Consider the following 17560-nt stretch of genomic DNA (forward strand, 5'->3'; position numbering starts at 1 on the left):
ATGAACCGATGAAGAAGCAAGCGGAATCGCGCCGTCCGAAACGCCTCCCCAAGCAGCGGCAGAGGCGGGGGCGGGTGGCGGTTCCTACCTGGTCCGGCCGGTATCGGACCGGAATGGATTTTGGCTATCAGGAAGGGCTGCGAACGGGACAAAGCAGCTTCGGCACGTATTTTGAAGGCACGAGCATTATTATTCCGAACTACAATCAAGTCGAATACTTAAAGCTGTGCATAACAAGCATCAGCAAATTTACGCAGCCGCCTTACGAAATCATCGTCGTCGATAATGCATCCACCGATGGCGCGGCAGCCTATCTGGCAACGCTCGGAAGCGCGGTTCGCTACCGCGTGCTGGAGACGAACCGCGGCTTCGCAGGGGCAATCAATGTCGGCATGATGATGGCGAGAGGCTCCTATTTGCTGCTGCTTAATAACGACACGATTGTCGCGGAGAATTGGCTGAGCAATATGCTCGCATGCTTGAACAGCTCTCCTGCAATCGGCATGGTCGGCCCTGTCACCAACTACATCAGCGGCGACCAACGTATTGATGTCCCTTATAAGACGGTGAAAGGGATGCCGAACTTCGCGAGGCAGCACAATGCGCCGAATCCGGCGAGATGGCAGCGAACCGACCGGCTGACAGGCTTCTGTTTGCTTATGCGCCGCGAGGTATGGGAGAAAACGGGCTTTATGGACGAAGGGTTCACCGTCGGCAATTATGAGGACGACGATTACAACATTCGTGTTCGGTTGCAGGGTTATTCGCTTATCATTGCGCGCGATACGTTTATCCATCATTTTGGCAGCGTGAGCATGAAGGCGCTTGGTGAGCGGCTACCTGTCGTCAACGATCACAATATGCACTTGTATATGGAAAAATGGGGCAATCCCCATGATCTCGTTCATGTCGTAAAAGGGATGGGGCATGAGTCATCGGCTGCAGGCGAGACAGCCTTCTTCCCGCAGCATGTCATCGTTCGAGGCGGACACGAGACATTCTATTGGATTGAAGACGGCATCAGACGTCCGATTGCCGGTCCCGTTGCAGTACCGGCAACACGGCTGTCGCGTATCGAGCTGCGGCGCTGGCCGATTGGCGAGCCTATCTCCTCTGAGGAAGCGGTGGCGAAGTGGCATGGCGTCACGGTGGAAGGCTTGCCATGGTCAGAGGGGCTGATGGGAAGAGGGACGGACGGTATTTTGTATATGGTGGAAAATGGATTAAGGCGCAGAGTAGTTAGTGCAAAAGCGGCGGAAGGCTGGCATTTGGTCTGGAAGCCGAACAGTCCGTTGTTAGCGGAGCAGGTCGCTGCGCTTCCTGAAGGGCTGCCGATTATCGCGCCAATTAGAACGGCCGAGCACTTGTAATCTGGAGCGGCATAACAAAAGGCGTGTGCCATGCGGCAGACGCCGCGCATATGCTAGTGTAGAGATTTAAACCGCCTGAGATGTGAACGTACAGAGAAGGGAGCTTCTCCTGATGCAGCATATTGTAACTGAAATCATTGAGCATATGTCCCATTCTCACGAACAGCTGGCGCGCGTGCTGGAGGCCGAGCGCCATGTTGCTGTGCGCATGTCGCAGCTCGTGCATGGGCTGCCGGATCAGCATCCGAATTTTGGCGGCTTCGGCGGTTTAATGGATAATTCGCAGGCGGTGACGAAGAACGTCGTCGCCTATTTGAACAGCATTGCCGAGCTCCAGGAATCGCTGGCACTCACCATTACAGCGGTCATGAAAGAGCTCATAATCGAGGACGAGGAATAGCGGCAAGGAGCGTGTGCGGGAATGAGCCGGGAGACATCATATGCAAGAATGCTGGACGCTTCCGCCAAGGTGCAATGGAATGTCGCCATGATCCTTGAAGCGAAAGCAGTCGAAGCCGAGAAGGTGCGCGCGTGGCTGTGCAATCATGTGACTGCCGATGCGTTCGTAGAAGAGCAGGACCGTTTCAAATCGTCGCAGAACGTACACGAGCAGCTCGTTGAGGTCATTTATGGTCTCGCGAGGCTGAATCAAGGCATGACCAGCGTGCTGAAGGCTGCACTTCGCCATGTAGACGAAATGAATATGGGAAATGGGACGGGGGGCATGACGGGCGGCGGCACCTTCGACCTGGGAGAGAAATTCGAATGAATTGGAATGAGAAGGAGCGGCAGATTCGGCTCGAGCTGATCGCTTCGTTAACCCGCAGCCAGCAGGCGGTTGCCCGTATTTTGGAATCGATCGCGGATTCGGCGCAGCATTCGCCTGGCCTAGCGGAAGTGATATCCAGCAATATGAAATCGCTCGCCGCACTGCAACAGACATTCAGGGCGATGTCGCAGGTGGCGGCAGAACCGGATCGCGCTCCTCGTGCATCCAAACGCGGGCCGGCTCGCAATCGAGTTCCTGCGGGACCGTGGTTCAGCAGCGAGTGGGATGAGCAGCGGAAGGCAAGCAGGCACCAATCCCCGCCTAGACGGAAGAGGAGGAATTAAGTGTGACGCCAGCAGCTGCAGGCAATGGAAGTATGAAGATTAGCAAAGCGGCAGGAGCACGCAGGCAGAGTATAAGTCCAGCTGTTAAAGCCACGGGAAAGCAGCGCAAACAAACGGTGAAGACTGGAAGCGGCAGCAAGAGCGGCGCGACAAGGCAGCGCAGGCTGCAGCGTGGCCGCAAGCGCCGGTATCGGGGGCAAAGCGGCTATAATCGCGCTTTCGATCAAGCGTATAACCAAGGCTACAACCTCGGCTTCGCAAAAGGGTTCGAGGATGGGCATCAGTTAGCATACGAGCAGCAGCCTTGATGAAGAGGGAGCGGAAGCGGCAGTCCGTGCTCGCTCAGGCGACGGAAAGCCGAAAACACACATAAAGCCAAGAGTCAGCCCAGGCGACTCTTGGCTTTATTGTTGTAGCAGCTGTTTGTGTTGTTATTGATGCTGCTGTCTAGACTAAGTCGTCGCCATGCTGATGATGGCGGTGACAATCGCCAGATTGTCCGGGCTAGTCTCCATTCCTCGTATGAACGACTTGTCTACCTTGAGCGTATCGACAGGCAGCTTCTGCAAATAACTGAGCGAGGAATAGCCGGTGCCGAAGTCGTCAAAATCTGTCGTTTCCATGTCGGATTAGCTCCAATAACCTCAATAAAGCCTCTCCTGCGCGCGGCATGGAGAGGCTTTATTTGTCGTTTTCGTGGCAAGTCACGTGTTGTTTACTGGAAGCTCCGTTTCGTGCCGTTCGTCAGCACGGGCAAGCTCTTCGTATCGCTTGTCATGCTGGAATGGCAAATCGGACAGCTTGGAAATTCTCCGAATGAAAAATCGTTTCTCATCCAGCAGGAGCAATCTTCATTACTGCATGTCCAAATGGCTGTCTGTTCTTCCGGAATCGGTTCAACGTGCTTCTTTGAGAAATGAATAATCAAGACCCCCTCGTATTTCACGCAAAATCGGCCTCGCCCGCAAGAAGGGCGACACCGTCTTACGCTTGCTTAACCTCTTTTAATATGTGTCTGTACTCCCATAATTATACTACTTTTTTTTGATACTGCAGAGGGTCAAACGCCAATTTTAGCTGCTTACGCGGACAAGTGACCAAGAGCCTTGCCTGTCACTCGCATATATATGTTGCAGAACATGATGGGGCAGGTGTGCGTGAGTGCGTATTAAGCGAAAAGGATTTGCTGCAGCGGCAAGGGCAGGGTTCGCGACGGGGTATGCGAGCGGCCAAAGGGATGGCGCCTGCGATTCGATTAGCCAGCACATCCTTCTTCCAACGCCGAAGAAGCTGAATGTGTGCATTCTATACATCCCGCAAGGCTTTGAGGCGATTGATACAGGCATTGTTGAAGCGCTTCGCCAGACGGTGCGCGAGGTGCATGTGGCCGATCCTTCGATTATGGCGGAGCAGGCTTCCTTCATACGACCGGACTGGATGCTCGTGCTGAACGGGCTGCATGTATTTCCGAGCAATCATTTAGAACAGGTCGACGCTGTGCGTGCGCTAGGGATACGGACGGCAATTTGGTTTGCAGACGATCCGTATGTGACGGCAGATACGGTACACATTGCTCCCCGCTATGATGTCGTGCTGACCCACGAGCTGAGCACGGTTGAGCTATACCGGGAGCTTGGCTGCCAGGAGGTTATTTATATGCCTCTCGCCGTTCATCCGCAGCTGTTCAAGCCGATGAAGGTGGAGGCCAAATACCGCAGCGATATTTGTTTTATCGGGCAAGCATTCTGGAATCGGGTTGAGCTCTTCGATGCAATCGCCCCGTACTTGCAAGGACGCAAAGTATTTATCGCCGGTGGACTATGGGATCGGCTGCGCAGCTACAAACAGCTGAAGCCATTCATTCGCCACGGCTGGCTGCCGGTTGAAGAATCTATCCGCTACTACAATGGAGCGAAGATTGTAATCAATATGCACCGCACGACCGAAGCGGGCAAGGACAACAAGAACAGTCTTAATTTGCCAGGCCGCTCCATTAATCCGCGCACGTTTGAAATCGCCGCTTGCGGCACGCTTCAACTGACGGATGAGCGTGAAGATTTGACGAATTATTTTCGGCCGGGTATCGAGCTTGAAACCTTTACTTCGCCGAGTGAGCTGGTTGCGAAGCTGAATTATTACTTAACTCACGAAGACCAGCGCCGCCAAATCGCGCTGAGCGGCTTGAAGCGCGCACTTGCCGATCACTCCTTCGTACAGCGGCTTCATACGGTAGCCGAGGTGCTGAAATGGTAGTGCAGGCGAGGCTTCACGCAAGCGCGAGAAGCAAGAGAGGAGTGGTTGCATTGAGAAGAAAATCGCTGCGCAGACGGCACGGTCGAGGTGGCCGCAAGCTAGTTAAGTTTCCGGGTATAGCCAGAGGAAGAGCGGATGGGCACCGGCTCGGCTGGCAGCACGGTCACTGGTTCGGACAATGCGAGTCGGTGCTGCAGCGTACGATTCGCCCTTTCGGCATAAGACAAGCGCATGTCATGTTCGTGGCGACGGGCAAAGGATTTCCTTATTCTCCGATTGACGAGTCTGTCGCGAATGCGCTGCGCGGACAAGTGACCCAGCTGACGATTACCGATTCGCAGCAGCCAGTCGCCGATATTGCTCTGCGGATCAGGCCAGACATCGTTATCGTCTTGGACGGCTTGCAGTTCAACGTCATCCATGCAGCGCGGATGCGTGAAGCCGGCATTCGGACGGCGATCTGGTTCACCGATGACCCCTACTATACGGACATTACGAAGGGGATTGCGCCTTTCTTCGACGATGTCTTCACGCTGGAGCTCACATGTGTCGACTACTACCGTCAGCTCGGCTGTCCGGCCGTCCATTATTTGCCGCTCGGCGCGGATCCGGTTTACTTCAGGCCGCGCAATCCGCTTCGCTCGCAGCGCCATGACATCTGCTTCATCGGATCTGCCTATTGGAAGCGAGTCGAGTTCTTTAATCAGGTGACGCGTTACTTAGCGACGAAGGACACGCATATTTCTGGCATCTGGTGGGAGCGACTGCGCGACTTCAAGCAAATGTCGGGCAAGATCGGTCTTGGCCGCTGGATGGGACCGGAAGAGACGGCGAACATGTACAACGGAGCCAGAATCGCCATTAACATGCATCGCGCCCATGATGATGAGACGTTCAACAACAACAGCGCAGGTATTCCAGCTGTATCGCCGAATCCGCGCACGTTTGAAATTTCCGCCTGCGCCACGCTGCAGCTGACAGATGTACGCAGCGATCTGGTCTCCTTTTATACTCCTGGCGTTGATATTGTCACATATGCTTCGCCGGAAGAGATGGTAGAAAAGATCCAATATTATCTCGTGCATGAAGATGAGCGAAGAGCGATTGCCATGAAAGGCATGCACCGGACGTTGACGGAGCATACGTACAACAATCGCATCGAAGCGATGCTAGCGATTCTTTTTCCAGGTTGAGAGGCTTGAACAGACTTGTGCGTTTGTCCATCCATGCAGAAGGCGGAGCGCGAGAAGCGGCATTTTGTACGTTTGATTAGGGTTCAAGTGTCGTGCCAATTAGAAGGCCTGCTCAATATATTATACAACTGGGAGATTTTGAGTTTATAAGTAGCCAGTAGGAAGCTGCAAAGTTAACGGGCGGAGGTGAGCGCCTGCTCGTTTCGAACAAACGGGTAAGGCAGGCCGATTGAAGCGTGTGAGTGTGAAACCGAAAATGCTGGTCTTCTCGCATATTTGCAGTCCGCAGTATGTGACCGGCGCAGAGAAGCTTTTACTGTTTATGGTGCGAGAGCTGCTACCTTCCTTCCAATGCACGCTCGTCGTGCCGAACGAAGGCGTCATTGCCGCGAATGCGAGGAAGCTCGGCATTACGGTTATTGTGCACTATATTCCGCTTGTCGTCCCTCTCTATCTTGCATTGCCGCATATGCAAGATGAGATTGCCGCCAGCGAAAGAGAACCGGCATGGCGCGACCTTGTGAAGCTCGTTGACGGAGAACGGCCGAATATCATCATCGCGAATACCTGCGTCCATCCGCTGCCTGCTATCGTCGGCAAGGCGCTTGGCATTCCGGTCATCTGGTCGGTGATGGAGACGCTCCGCGATACGGCTCACACCGGCATGGCCGCCTCGATTATCGAGCAGTATTCCGACTATGTCATCGGCATCTCCGAATCGACGCTCGCCCCGCTCAGCACGCCGGGATTAAGTGAGAAATCGACGCTCATATTGCCTTCCTGGGATCAGGAGGAGCTCTCGCCGGGCAGCTGGAGCACGCATAGGGCGAACCGCCGAAGGCAGCTTGGCATCGCGGATCACCATCGCTTCGTTGGCTACATCTCTTCTTCGATCTTCGAAGCGAAGGGGCTAGAACACTTCATGCAGATGGCGGTAAATACGGCGGTGCAGTATCCGCATGCGATGTATCTCATCGTCGGCAACCCCGTCGATGCCGGCTACTTCAACCGCTGCCTTGATATTGCGCGGGAACGGGGGCTGATGGAGCGATTCCGGTGGATTCGCTTCGAGGAGCAGGTGGAGAGTGTGTACCCCGCAATGGATCTGCTAGTAGTACCTAGTCTAACGATCGAGGGCTTCGGCATGACGGCGCTCGAAGGCATGGTATTCGGCAAGGCGGTCGCCCTATATGGCTCCGGTGGACTCTCTGAAATAGGCCGAGCTACAGGCAACGAGGTCTTCACGGTGCCGACCGGGGATACGGCGATGCTGACTGGTGCGGTCTCCTCGCTGCTCGCCGACGATGCCGCGCTGCAAGCGGTCGGCGTGCGCAATGCGCAGGCCGCGCACGCCGTATACGGCATCGCCGCTTACCGCGAGCGGCTGCGCAGGTTCGCGGAGCAGCTTAGCGTTCGCGGCTACATTCCGCTGACGCTAGCGCGAGGCACGGGATCGCCATCGGTTTACTTGTACGAGGACGGCGTGCTTCGCCTGTTCCGGTCGCTGAAGCCTCTGCTTCGCATGGGGTACAGCATGGAAGAGGCGCGTGTCCTCCCGGACGCCGTCATTGCCGCATGGCCGAAAGGCGCGCCGATTGGCACGGCTCTAAGAAGAAGACGCCGGCGGGCTGGCGGCTCGCTCGGCAGCAGACGCCGCCGCAAGTCCGGCGGATCTGCAAGGAGAAGGCTGCGGGGCGGCAGACAGCGGAGCCGCCGGAGAACTGCGGCTGGAGGCGCAGGGCGGCGGAAGCGTTCGCGCCGTTAGCCGCGGGAACATTTTGAACAGATGAGGGGAGGGAATGGATGGAATGCGAGTTGTAACGATACTGGGCACGCGTCCGGAAATTATTCGGCTCAGTCTCATCATTCGGAAGCTGGATGCGCTGGCCGACAAACATGTGCTCGTGCATACCGGGCAGAACTTCACCCGGACTCTCAGCGATGTGTTCTTCGAGGACCTCGGATTACGCCCGCCGGATTATTTGTTCGAAGGTGCGCGGCAGACGCTTGGCGGCCAGTTATCGGTCATGTTTGCGGAGATAGAGCGGATCTTGACGACGCATAAGCCGGATGTCGTCCTACTGCTGGGCGACACGAACAGTGCGCTGTGCGCCATTATCTCAGAGCGGATGGGCATCCCGGTCGTGCATATGGAAGCGGGCAACCGCTGCTACGACCTGTCGGTGCCTGAAGAGAAGAACAGGCGGATTATCGACGCCGTATCGTCCATCAATATGCCGTATACGTCCTACAGCAAAGGCAATTTGCTGCGCGAAGGCTTCCCGAGCAATCGGATCGTGCTGACCGGCAATCCAATCTATGAAGTGATTCAGCATTACACGCCGCAAATTGATGCGAGCGACGTGCTCGCAAGAATGGGGTTGCAGCCAGGCGGCTACGTGCTTGTCACGGCGCACCGCGCGGAGAATGTGGATGTGCCGGAGCGTCTTGGCGGCATTCTTGAGGGACTGAATCGTGTCGCAGCGCGGTTCGACAAACGGATCATTTGCAGTGTTCATCCCCGTACGCGATCGCGGATTGATAGCGGCTCCGTGCAGGTGACGATGGATCCGAGGGTCGAGTTCTACGAGCCGATGGGTTTCTTCGATTTCGTGAAGCTGGAGCAGAGCGCGTATCTCGCGATTACGGACAGCGGTACGGTGCAGGAGGAATGCTGCCTGTTCCATGTGCCGACCGTGACGATTCGGATGACGACGGAGCGGCCGGAGACGATTGATTGCGGCAGCAACGTCGTATGCGGCTTGAATGCGGCACGTATTGAGGAAGCGGCGGTCGTTATGACGAAGCTGCCTCCGGTATGGCAATGTCCGGACGGGTATTTGGCAGAGGATGTGTCGGATAAAGTGGTTAAATTTGTCCTTGGAGGGAAATGGAATGTTTACTAATCAGCGCATACTGGTCACCGGGGGAACCGGGTCCTGGGGCTACGAATTGATTCGCCAGCTGCTGCCTCAGCAGCCCGAGCAAATTATTGTGTTTTCCCGTAACGAGTCCAGCCAGGTGGCGATGAGCCGCACGTTCGAGGATCCGCGCCTTACCTTCTGCATCGGCGATATTCGCGATAAGGAAGCTTTGATGCGCGCGTGCGAGCGGGTCGATTATGTCTTTCATTTGGCAGCGCTGAAGCATGTTCCCGTATGTGAAGACCAGCCTTATGAAGCGTTAAAGTCGAATGTCATCGGCACGCAAAATGTCATCGAAGCCGCAATCGCAAACCGCGTCAAGCGCGTCATCTATATCTCAACCGACAAGGCGGCGAATCCGTCGAACTTCTACGGCATGACGAAGGCGATTGGCGAGAAGTTGATCGTCTACGCGAACCTGCTTAACTCCGATACGACGTTCGTCTGCGTACGCGGCGGCAATGTGCTAGGCACGAACGGCAGCGTTGTTCATCTGTTTACGAATCAGATCAAGACGAAGGGGCAAGTTCGCATTACCGATTATAGGATGACGCGCTTCTTCCTGACCTTGCAGGATGCGATTAAGCTGCTCTTCAAAGCGTCAGAGGAAAGCATCGGCGGCGAAATCTTCGTTATGACGATGCCGACATGCCGGATTGTGGAGCTTGCGGAAGTGCTCATCGAGTCGATCGGAATGCCTGCGAAGATGATTGAAACGGGAATAAGACCTGGTGAGAAAATACATGAGATTCTGCTGACCGACCATGAGAGCATGACGACTGTGGTGTATGACCAGGAATATCTGGTTATCCTGCCGACGATCGAGATTCCGGGACTTCGCCAGCATTACAGCAGATATCCGAAGGTCGATTTCGACAGCTACAGCTCGAGCCAATCGCTGCTCACAAAGGATGAAATTCGATCCATGCTGGTCCGCGGCGGTTTTCTGTCATGAAGCTGCTGATCATCGGTGGCAATGGCATGGCGGGTCACCTATTCGTTCGTTATTTTCAGCAGGCGGCTGGAACGGACGGTATGGAGGTCGTCTATACGACGCGGACTGGTGATGCAGCGGGACGGAGTTTGCAGCTCGATGCGACCGATGCTTCGGCTGTTGCAGCGGTGGTACGGCGGGTAAAGCCGGATGTTATTCTGAATGCGGTCGGCGTCCTCAATCAGGATGCCGAGTCGCATCCGCTGACGGCGTACCAGGTGAACGGTCTGCTGCCGCACTGGCTGCGCCATGTCGCGGATACGATTGGCGCACGCGTCATCCATATCAGCTCGGACTGTGTGTTCAGCGGTCTGCGGGGCAAGTATACGGAGGACGACTTACCGGATGGCACGAGCGTGTATGCGAAGACGAAGGCGCTTGGCGAGCACCGGGGCGATGGAAGTGTTGGCGGCGGCGGACATTTGACGATTCGCACATCGATCATTGGACCGGAAATTCGGCAGGGCGGTATCGGGTTGTTAAAATGGTTCCTCGAGCAGCAAGGCACTGTGAGCGGGTATGCAAGGGTGTACTGGAATGGCGTGACGACGTTGGAGCTTGCGAAGGCAGCTGCTTATGCCATGTCGCATCCGGAGATTGGTGGTCTGGTCAACTTGACCGCCGCAGAGACGGTGAGCAAGCTGGAGCTGCTGCGGCTGTTCCAGGACGCGTTCGAAGTGAAGGGAGTGTCGATCGTATCCGATGATCGCATCTTCCTGGATCGGACACTCGTGACGACCCGCAGCGATTGGGGCTATCAGTCGCAAGGTTACGTCCCGATGCTGGCGGAGCTCGCAGCGTGGATGAAGCAAGGGTGAGCCGCCCGCGCCTGCTTGTGACGGGGGCGGGAGGCTTCTGCGGCGAGCATGCTTGCCGCTATTTCAGCGAGCAGGGCTGGGCGGTAACCGGCGTCGTCCGCCGGCTGCCGGAAGCCGGCGCTCCAGAGTGGGCGTGGCTTGGCCTGATTGATGCTGTCGCGGCATGCGACCTTGGCTCGCGCGCCGAGGTAGCGGCTCTGGTGGAGCGTGCAGCACCGGACTATGTGCTGCATCTGGCCGGCGCCAATGCCGTCGGCACGTCATGGCGCGATCCTTCCGCGGTGCTGCAAAGCAACGTGATGGGGACCGTGCATGTGCTGGAAGCGGTGCGGCGGCTTGGCGGTGGTGTTGGTGGCGAGGCAGTGGCCACACCAGCTACCTCGCCGCCTCCCTCGCTGCAACCAGCCAGTGCCGAGGGGGCACCGAGTACCGCTGCCAAGTGTCGCGTCGTTGTGGCAGGGTCAATGCTGCGCTTTCCGCTGGTCTCGTTAGGTGAAGGGGAGTATCGTCCCGCACCGCCGCATCCGTACAGCTTAAGCAAAACGATGCAGGTGCTCGTCGCGCAGAGCTGGACGTCGCTCTATGGCATGAACGTCATCGTAGCGGAGCCGTCCAACCTCATTGGACCGGGCCGATCCGGCGGACTATGCGCTCTGCTCGCGAGGTACGCCGCGCAGGTGGAGCGTGCAGGGATGCTTGGCGAGCCAGTGCCAGCGCCGTTTCGGCTCTCCTCGCGCACCGAGCTGCGCGATTTGCTAGACGTGCGCGATGCGATTCGCGCATACGAGCTGCTGCTGCGCGGCGGAGAGAGCGGTCGCGTCTATCCGGTCGCGTCCGGGCTGATGCGCTCGCTTGGCGAGATTGCGGACGCGTTCAGCGCATTGGCGGCGCAGCCGCTGCACTGGGAGGTCGGCGATTCCAATGCGCCATCGCCGGCGCCTGTGAGCTGCGAGGGGCTGGCCTCGCTCGGCTGGAGCGCACGTATTTCGCTGATGGAGTCGCTTCGGGATACGCTCGCAGCGGCTCGGCAGCAGTGAAGCGATATTTTGGGCTGATGAAGAGAGGAAGCGTGAACGATGGAAGGGAACAATGAGTCCGCGAAGCCGAAAGTGTCGATCATTATTCCTTTTTACAATGACCCTTATGTGACGGAAGCGGTGGAGAGCGCCCTTGCCCAAACCTACGAAAATATTGAAATTCTCGTCATCGACGACGGCTCTACGATGCATGCCGACAAGCTTCGTCCATACGAGGGCCGCATCCACTATGTGGGTAAGGAGAACGGCGGTACGGCTAGCGCGCTCAACTACGGCTTTCGGCTGGCGAGCGGCAAGTATATCGCATGGTTGAGCTCCGACGACCGATTCTACCCGGACAAAATCAAACGTCAAGTCGAGGCGATGGAGCGCCAGCAAGCGCAGATCAGCCACAGCGGCTTTGACATCATCGACGGTACGGGCCGGATGAAGGAGCTCGATCTAATCCCTCCAGGCAAGCAAGTAGGGGAGTTCTACAGAGCTTTTCTAACCAGTAATCCGGTTAACGGCTGCACAGTCATGATGACAAAACAGCTGTACCGCAGAACGGGACCGTTCCACGAGGGACGCAGGTATACGCATGACCTCGACTACTGGTTCCGGGTTCTACTCGCAGGGACGCCGTTCCTGCTCATTCCTGAGCCGCTCTGCGCATACCGCAAGCACGACGCGATGGGTACGATTCGCCACCAAGGCGCCATCGCGCAGGAAGTGAAAGAGACGTTCGCGCTCTATGAGAAGCGCTGGCACGCTTACGTGCGCGAGCTCGGTTTTCTGCCGCGCAGCAAGCAGTCGGGCCGCGCAGCGCAAAGGCCTCGCAAGTCGGTGCGAGGCTGATATGGAACAGGCAAAGAAGCCGCTCGTGTGCTTGTGCGGCTTCTTTGCCGTGTTTTTGGTTGTGGCGGTTGCTGAGAGCACGCATATGCTCTCTCACCGGAAAAATAGGCAGATTTGCTAGCTGAAAGAACGCATATGCTCTCTCGGCGACTATCCACATGGTAAACCCCGCATTTCGTCACTTGAGAGCACAAATACATCAGCCAGATCATGCTCAATTCCGAGCAAGTAGCAGCAGCGGCGGAAGAAATTTCGGCAAGCACGGAAGAGATGGCGCAAGGAAGCACGCAGCAAGCGGAATCGTCGCAGATAATGTTTGAGCTGTTCTCAACATTCCTGGAAGCCATTCAGCTGTCCTCGGAGCGGGCGAAGGAAGCGGCGGAGCTGTCCAGACAAGCGGAAGGCATCGCTCAAGACGGCGGCAAAGTCATGCACAGTTCGATTGAGAGCATGAATGAGGTTAACGACCAAATGGCGCTGCTCGTGAGCGATTCGAGACAAATTGGCGAGATCATTGCGGTCATCGAAGAGATTTCTGAACAGACGAACCTGCTTGCGCTGAATGCTGCGATCGAAGCGGCTCGCGCCGGCGATCAAGGCCGCGGCTTCGGCGTCGTAGCGGAAGAGGTCCCAAGCTGGCTGAACGAAGCGGCGAAGCGACTAAGCAAATTGCCGGCATCATCCGGGGCATTCAGACGAACACCGAGAAGACGGTGCGCGTTGTCGAGGAAGGGTAAGTCAGTCGCAGCGCACGCGCAAGGCGTTCGAGGACATCGAACTGAAGGTGGGCGAAACCTCGCATAAAGTGTATGAAATTGCGGAAGCGAGCATATCGCAGCAATCCGGCGCATCGGAATTCAAGCTGATGATAGAGTCGATAGCAGCCTCTAGTGAAGAAGGCGCGGCATCGGCGATAGAAGCGGCGAGTGCGACACATTCGCTGGCGCAGACAGCGGAGACGATGAACGAGTCCATCTCTGCTTTTAAAGTGAAAAGGTAACCGGAGAGACTGTCCCGATCATTCAACTTAGATGATTGGGAACGGTCTTTTATTTTTTTTACAGAAGGTACTTGAGTACAGCTGATAAAATAAGTATGATGAGATTAAGCGCTTAATCTGCAACTCGAAATTGTGATTGGCGCTCTTATTTTAGAATTAGGTATAGCGCTTAACCTAATAAATAATAGGAGGAACAGAGCATTCATGAGTACGATTCGATTAACGATGGCGCAGGCACTTTTAAAGTTTCTAGATCAGCAGTACATATCGGTGGACGGTGAAGAAATTAAGTTTGTGAAAGGTGTCATGGGCATCTTCGGACATGGCAACGTGACTGGACTCGGCGAAGCGCTGGAAAATGCAGCGGGCGAGCTCGTCTATGTACAAGGCAAGAACGAGCAGGGGATGGTTCATGCCGCAGCTGCTTTTGCCAAGCAGAAGAATCGCAAGCAGATCTATGCATGCACCTCCTCGATTGGTCCCGGGGCACTGAACATGATTACAGCAGCTGCTACTGCAACTGTGAATCGGATTCCAGTGCTGTTGCTTCCAGGAGACAATTTCGCAAGCAGACAGCCAGATCCAGTGCTTCAACAGCTTGAAGTTGTAAGCGATTACACCATCTCGGCGAATGAGCCGTTCAAGGCGATCAGCAAATACTGGGATCGAATCGTAAGACCGGAGCAGCTCATGACAGCGGCGGTTCAAGCGATGCGGGTGCTTACAGATCCGGCTGAGACGGGTGCCGTTACGCTTGCGCTTCCTCAAGATGTACAAGCGGAAGCCTACGATTATCCGCTCTCCTTCTTCGAGCGCAAAGTTCACTATATCGACCGCCGTCCGGCAGCGCCGGATGCGATCAAACGCGCAGCAGCTCTAATGGCGCAGAAGAAGAAGCCTCTAATCGTTGCAGGCGGTGGCGTGCTATATGCCGAGGCGACGCGCGAGCTGGCTGCTTTTGCAGAAGCCTATCACATACCGGTGGCTGAGACGCAAGCAGGCAAAAGCGTACTGCCTTGGAATCATCAGCTGAATGTCGGCGGAGTCGGGGTAACAGGAACGCTCGCAGCCAACAAGCTGGCGCAGGAAGCGGATCTCATTATCGGCATTGGAACGAGATACTCGGACTTCACAACAGCTTCCAAATCGGCCTTCACGAATCCAGATGTGCAGTTCATTAATATAAACGTTAGTAGCTTTGACTCTTCCAAGCTGAACGGCGTCGCAATTACCGCCGATGCGAAGGAAGGGCTTCTCGCCCTTCATACAGCACTTGAAAGCTCCAACTATGCAAGCAGCTACAGCGAAGAAGCGATATCCGCGCTGAAACGGGAGTGGGATGGCGAAGTCGACCGCTTGTTCGCAATTGAACACGAACTGGGACTTGCTCAGACCCGCGCTCTCGGCGTCATTCAAGAAACGATTGACCCAAGCTCGGTGATCGTATGTGCGGCAGGCAGCATGCCAGGCGATTTGCACCGGGTATGGAGACCGGTTGAGCCGAAGACCTACCACATGGAGTACGGCTTCTCCTGCATGGGATACGAGATCGCAGGCGCGTTCGGCGTCGCACTCGCGGAGCCGGATCGGGAAGTATACGCGCTTGTTGGCGACGGCGGCTATCTGATGCTGCATTCGGAGCTTGTTACAAGCTTGCAGGAAGGTCGCAAAATTACGGTATTGCTGCTCGATAACCACGGCTTCCAATGTATTCACGGCTTGCAGAAGAGCCAAGGCAGCGCAGGCTTCGGCAACGAGTTCCGCTACCGTTCTGAAGAGACAGGCAGACTAACCGGCGAGTATTTGCAGATTGATTTTGCCGCGCATGCTAGAGCACTTGGAGCTAAATCTTTCAAAGCTAATAATGCTGAGGAATTGAGAGAAGCGCTCCAGCTAGCCAAGCAGGAGAAGATATCGACGCTGATTGAGATTCCAGTCGTGCCAGGCACAGGTACCGGCGGCTATGAGTCATGGTGGAATGTCGGAGTACCGGAAGTATCGGCTAGCGACAATGTCATTAAAGCAGGTCAAGCGATGAACGAGAAGATACGATCCATTACTCTATTGTAGACGAGGAGGCATTCACGATGAAGAACATACCATTTCGACTCGGCATTCATCCAATTAACTGGGTGGGCGAGGATGTGAAAGAACACGGCGACGAGACCACGTTCGAACAAATCGTTGACGAAATTCAAAAGCTCGGCCTGACAGGTACGGAGATGGGACGCAAATTCCCAACAGATCAGCAAGTATTGAAGCAAGAGCTTGAGCGTCGCGGCATCAGCCTGACGTCACAGTGGAAGTCCGTGCTATTCTCTGATCCGGCCTATCATGAGGCGGAGCTTGAAGCTTACAGAGCGCATGCCAAGTTTCTCAAGGAAATGGGCAGCACTGTAATCAGCACTTGCGAGGCAGGAGGCTCGCTGCACTTCGATCCGCGGCAATCGCCAAGCGAAGTACAGCGTCTGAATGAGGAGCAGTGGGAAGCGCTGGCGAAAGGGCTAAATGCTGCAGGCGCAATCGCACAGGAATACGGGCTGAAGCTTACGTATCATCATCACGGCGGAACGGTCGTCGAGCGGCCAGAGGAGATCGACAAGCTGATGGAGCTGACTGATCCGAACCTCGTATACTTGCTGTTTGATACAGGCCACGCTTACTATGGCGGCGCGAACCCGCTGACCGTTCTACAGAAGCACTTCGACCGTATTGCCTACGTGCATTTGAAGGATATTCGCCCCGAGGTGCTGGCAGAGGCTCGCGCCGAGAATGCCGACTTCATCACTTGTATCCGCAAAGGCGTATTTACGGTGCCGGGCGACGGCTGCATCGATTTTGCTCCAATCATCAATGAACTGGCAGGTCGTAAATATGCAGGATGGGCGCTGCTCGAAGGTGAGCAGGATCCAGCGCTTCACCCAGCCTATGAATATGCAGCCCGAGCGCTCCGTTACCTCGATTCCCTCGTTGCAGAGGAAGGAGAGCAGTAAACGATGGCGACATATGTAACCTTTGATCAGCAGAAATCGGTTGACTTTACCGCGATTGGACGGCTCTGCATCGATCTCAATGCCAATGAGATCAATCGTCCGATGGAAGAGACGATGACGTTCACGAAATACGTAGGCGGATCGCCAGCCAATATTACGATTGGCATGTCGCGGCTCTCTCGCAAGACGGCCTTTATCGGCAAAATAGCGAATGATCAGATGGGCCGCTTCATTCATAGCTATTTGGAACGCAACGACATTGAGACGTCGAACGTTGTGACAGATCACAGCGGCGCGGTTACGGGGCTTGCTTTTACCGAAATCAAGAGTCCGTCGGACTGCAGCATTCTGATGTATCGGGATAATGTCGCTGACCTGCTGCTTACAGCTAGTGAAGTTAGCGAGGAACTTATTGCAAAGTCGAAGATGCTGCTCATCTCAGGAACGGCGCTTGCGCAGAGCCCTTCGAGAGAAGCGGTATTCCAGGCGCTGGAGTACGCGAAGAAGCATGGCACCGTGATTGCATTTGACCTGGACTATCGTCCTTATACATGGACATCTAAGGAAGAAACAGCTATTTATTATAACTTGGCTGCTTCTAGTTGCGATATTATCCTCGGCACGAGAGAAGAGTTCGACATGATGGAAGTGTTCGAACAGAATCCAGAGCACAGCGACCAAGTGACCGCTGCAAAATGGTTCCATCATGCTGCCAAGATCGTCATCATCAAGCATGGCAAGGACGGCTCCATCGCTTACACGGCGGATAATAAGAGCCATCGCGCGAAGAGCTTCCCGGCAAAAGTCATTAAGACGTTCGGCGCAGGCGATTCCTACGCGGCAGGCTTCCTGCATGGCATTATGCACGGCTGGACGCTCGAGCAATGCATGGAGTTTGGCAGCGCGGCGGCTTGTATCGTCATTTCGAGCCATAGCTGCTCGGATGCGATGCCTTCGGAAAACCAAGTCCTGCAATATATCGAGGATTGCAACAACGGACTCATTACAGCGAACTAACGATTAGGAAG

19 protein-coding genes and 1 pseudogene are annotated in these 17560 nt (G+C 55.5%); 18 read left to right on the top strand and 2 right to left on the bottom strand.

Translation table 11 applies throughout. The annotated features are described in order from the left end of the window. Positions 1-8 precede the first annotated feature (8 nt). The 5 genes from AC0LWF_RS16065 (at position 9) to AC0LWF_RS16085 (ending at position 2791) form a co-directional block, all read left to right on the top strand. A complete protein-coding gene (locus AC0LWF_RS16065) occupies positions 9-1370 on the top strand; it encodes a glycosyltransferase family 2 protein (protein WP_474652542.1) in 1362 nt (453 codons plus the stop codon). A 112-nt stretch (positions 1371-1482) separates the two neighbouring features. After that, positions 1483-1770: a nucleoside-diphosphate sugar epimerase gene (locus AC0LWF_RS16070; RefSeq protein ID WP_090575913.1), complete on the top strand. Its 288-nt coding sequence runs from the start codon at positions 1483-1485 to the stop codon at positions 1768-1770. A 21-nt stretch (positions 1771-1791) separates the two neighbouring features. Further along, complete coding sequence (locus AC0LWF_RS16075) at positions 1792-2139, top strand: alpha-helical endospore appendage domain-containing protein (protein WP_474652543.1); 348 nt, start codon at positions 1792-1794, stop codon at positions 2137-2139. Continuing rightward, positions 2136-2483, top strand: a complete 348-nt coding sequence (locus tag AC0LWF_RS16080; RefSeq protein WP_474652544.1) for a hypothetical protein — start codon at positions 2136-2138, stop codon at positions 2481-2483. Before AC0LWF_RS16075 ends, AC0LWF_RS16080 begins: the two co-directional genes overlap by 4 nt. Positions 2484-2485: 2 nt before the next feature. Beyond that, a complete protein-coding gene (locus AC0LWF_RS16085) occupies positions 2486-2791 on the top strand; it encodes a hypothetical protein (protein ID WP_474652545.1) in 306 nt (101 codons plus the stop codon). 153 nt (positions 2792-2944) lie between these two features. Here AC0LWF_RS16085 and AC0LWF_RS16090 read toward each other — a convergent pair. Further along, positions 2945-3088, bottom strand: a pseudogene (locus AC0LWF_RS16090) (EAL domain-containing protein); the annotation flags it as partial. A gap of 110 nt (positions 3089-3198) precedes the next feature. Beyond that, positions 3199-3405, bottom strand: a complete 207-nt coding sequence (locus AC0LWF_RS16095) for a cold-shock protein (RefSeq protein ID WP_090576719.1) — start codon at positions 3403-3405, stop codon at positions 3199-3201. 239 nt (positions 3406-3644) lie between these two features. Between AC0LWF_RS16095 and AC0LWF_RS16100 the strand changes: the two genes are divergently transcribed. The 13 genes from AC0LWF_RS16100 to iolC all read left to right on the top strand — a co-directional run bounded on the left by AC0LWF_RS16100 (position 3645) and on the right by iolC (position 17549). Continuing rightward, on the top strand, positions 3645-4736 hold the full coding sequence (locus tag AC0LWF_RS16100; RefSeq protein ID WP_474652546.1) for a CgeB family protein: 1092 nt from the start codon (positions 3645-3647) through the stop codon (positions 4734-4736). Positions 4737-4777: 41 nt separating this feature from the next. Continuing rightward, the gene (locus AC0LWF_RS16105; RefSeq protein WP_474652639.1) at positions 4778-5929 is read left to right on the top strand and encodes a CgeB family protein; all 1152 of its coding nucleotides are present in this window, start codon (positions 4778-4780) and stop codon (positions 5927-5929) included. A gap of 238 nt (positions 5930-6167) precedes the next feature. Continuing rightward, positions 6168-7694 carry a glycosyltransferase family 4 protein gene (locus AC0LWF_RS16110; RefSeq protein ID WP_474652547.1) on the top strand — a complete coding sequence of 509 codons (1527 nt, stop codon included), beginning with the start codon at positions 6168-6170 and terminating at the stop codon, positions 7692-7694. A 43-nt stretch (positions 7695-7737) separates the two neighbouring features. Next, positions 7738-8835 carry a non-hydrolyzing UDP-N-acetylglucosamine 2-epimerase gene (gene wecB, locus AC0LWF_RS16115; protein ID WP_474652640.1) on the top strand — a complete coding sequence of 366 codons (1098 nt, stop codon included), beginning with the start codon at positions 7738-7740 and terminating at the stop codon, positions 8833-8835. Continuing rightward, positions 8825-9808 carry a polysaccharide biosynthesis protein gene (locus AC0LWF_RS16120; protein WP_474652548.1) on the top strand — a complete coding sequence of 328 codons (984 nt, stop codon included), beginning with the start codon at positions 8825-8827 and terminating at the stop codon, positions 9806-9808. Before wecB ends, AC0LWF_RS16120 begins: the two co-directional genes overlap by 11 nt. After that, on the top strand, positions 9805-10665 hold the full coding sequence (locus AC0LWF_RS16125) for a dTDP-4-dehydrorhamnose reductase family protein (RefSeq protein ID WP_474652549.1): 861 nt from the start codon (positions 9805-9807) through the stop codon (positions 10663-10665). The genes AC0LWF_RS16120 and AC0LWF_RS16125 overlap by 4 nt, the downstream gene beginning before the upstream one ends. A gap of 17 nt (positions 10666-10682) precedes the next feature. After that, positions 10683-11702 carry an NAD-dependent epimerase/dehydratase family protein gene (locus AC0LWF_RS16130; protein WP_474652641.1) on the top strand — a complete coding sequence of 340 codons (1020 nt, stop codon included), beginning with the start codon at positions 10683-10685 and terminating at the stop codon, positions 11700-11702. Positions 11703-11741: 39 nt separating this feature from the next. Then, positions 11742-12539: a glycosyltransferase gene (locus AC0LWF_RS16135; protein ID WP_474652550.1), complete on the top strand. Its 798-nt coding sequence runs from the start codon at positions 11742-11744 to the stop codon at positions 12537-12539. 210 nt (positions 12540-12749) lie between these two features. Next, a complete protein-coding gene (locus AC0LWF_RS16140) occupies positions 12750-13343 on the top strand; it encodes a methyl-accepting chemotaxis protein (protein WP_474652551.1) in 594 nt (197 codons plus the stop codon). Then, on the top strand, positions 13324-13539 hold the full coding sequence (locus tag AC0LWF_RS16145) for a hypothetical protein (RefSeq protein ID WP_474652552.1): 216 nt from the start codon (positions 13324-13326) through the stop codon (positions 13537-13539). Before AC0LWF_RS16140 ends, AC0LWF_RS16145 begins: the two co-directional genes overlap by 20 nt. Before the next feature lie 204 nt (positions 13540-13743). Next, complete coding sequence (gene iolD / locus AC0LWF_RS16150) at positions 13744-15609, top strand: 3D-(3,5/4)-trihydroxycyclohexane-1,2-dione acylhydrolase (decyclizing) (protein WP_474652553.1); 1866 nt, start codon at positions 13744-13746, stop codon at positions 15607-15609. Positions 15610-15626: 17 nt separating this feature from the next. Continuing rightward, positions 15627-16532, top strand: coding sequence for a myo-inosose-2 dehydratase (gene iolE / locus AC0LWF_RS16155; protein ID WP_474652554.1), 906 nt, complete (start codon positions 15627-15629; stop codon positions 16530-16532). 3 nt (positions 16533-16535) lie between these two features. Then, positions 16536-17549, top strand: coding sequence for a 5-dehydro-2-deoxygluconokinase (gene iolC, locus AC0LWF_RS16160; protein ID WP_474652555.1), 1014 nt, complete (start codon positions 16536-16538; stop codon positions 17547-17549). Positions 17550-17560: the final 11 nt, after the last annotated feature.

It is taken from the genome of Paenibacillus sp. sgz302114, from assembly GCF_056120345.1.

Coding starts and splice junctions, on each gene's coding strand:
- iolE (WP_474652554.1), top strand. CDS start 15,627: ATGAAGAACATACCATTTCGACTCGGCATTCATCCAATTAACTGGGTG.
- AC0LWF_RS16065 (WP_474652542.1), top strand. CDS start 9: ATGAAGAAGCAAGCGGAATCGCGCCGTCCGAAACGCCTCCCCAAGCAG.
- AC0LWF_RS16080 (WP_474652544.1), top strand. CDS start 2,136: ATGAATTGGAATGAGAAGGAGCGGCAGATTCGGCTCGAGCTGATCGCT.
- wecB (WP_474652640.1), top strand. CDS start 7,738: ATGCGAGTTGTAACGATACTGGGCACGCGTCCGGAAATTATTCGGCTC.
- iolD (WP_474652553.1), top strand. CDS start 13,744: ATGAGTACGATTCGATTAACGATGGCGCAGGCACTTTTAAAGTTTCTA.
- iolC (WP_474652555.1), top strand. CDS start 16,536: ATGGCGACATATGTAACCTTTGATCAGCAGAAATCGGTTGACTTTACC.
- AC0LWF_RS16075 (WP_474652543.1), top strand. CDS start 1,792: ATGAGCCGGGAGACATCATATGCAAGAATGCTGGACGCTTCCGCCAAG.
- AC0LWF_RS16125 (WP_474652549.1), top strand. CDS start 9,805: ATGAAGCTGCTGATCATCGGTGGCAATGGCATGGCGGGTCACCTATTC.
- AC0LWF_RS16140 (WP_474652551.1), top strand. CDS start 12,750: ATGCTCAATTCCGAGCAAGTAGCAGCAGCGGCGGAAGAAATTTCGGCA.
- AC0LWF_RS16070 (WP_090575913.1), top strand. CDS start 1,483: ATGCAGCATATTGTAACTGAAATCATTGAGCATATGTCCCATTCTCAC.
- AC0LWF_RS16120 (WP_474652548.1), top strand. CDS start 8,825: ATGTTTACTAATCAGCGCATACTGGTCACCGGGGGAACCGGGTCCTGG.
- AC0LWF_RS16135 (WP_474652550.1), top strand. CDS start 11,742: ATGGAAGGGAACAATGAGTCCGCGAAGCCGAAAGTGTCGATCATTATT.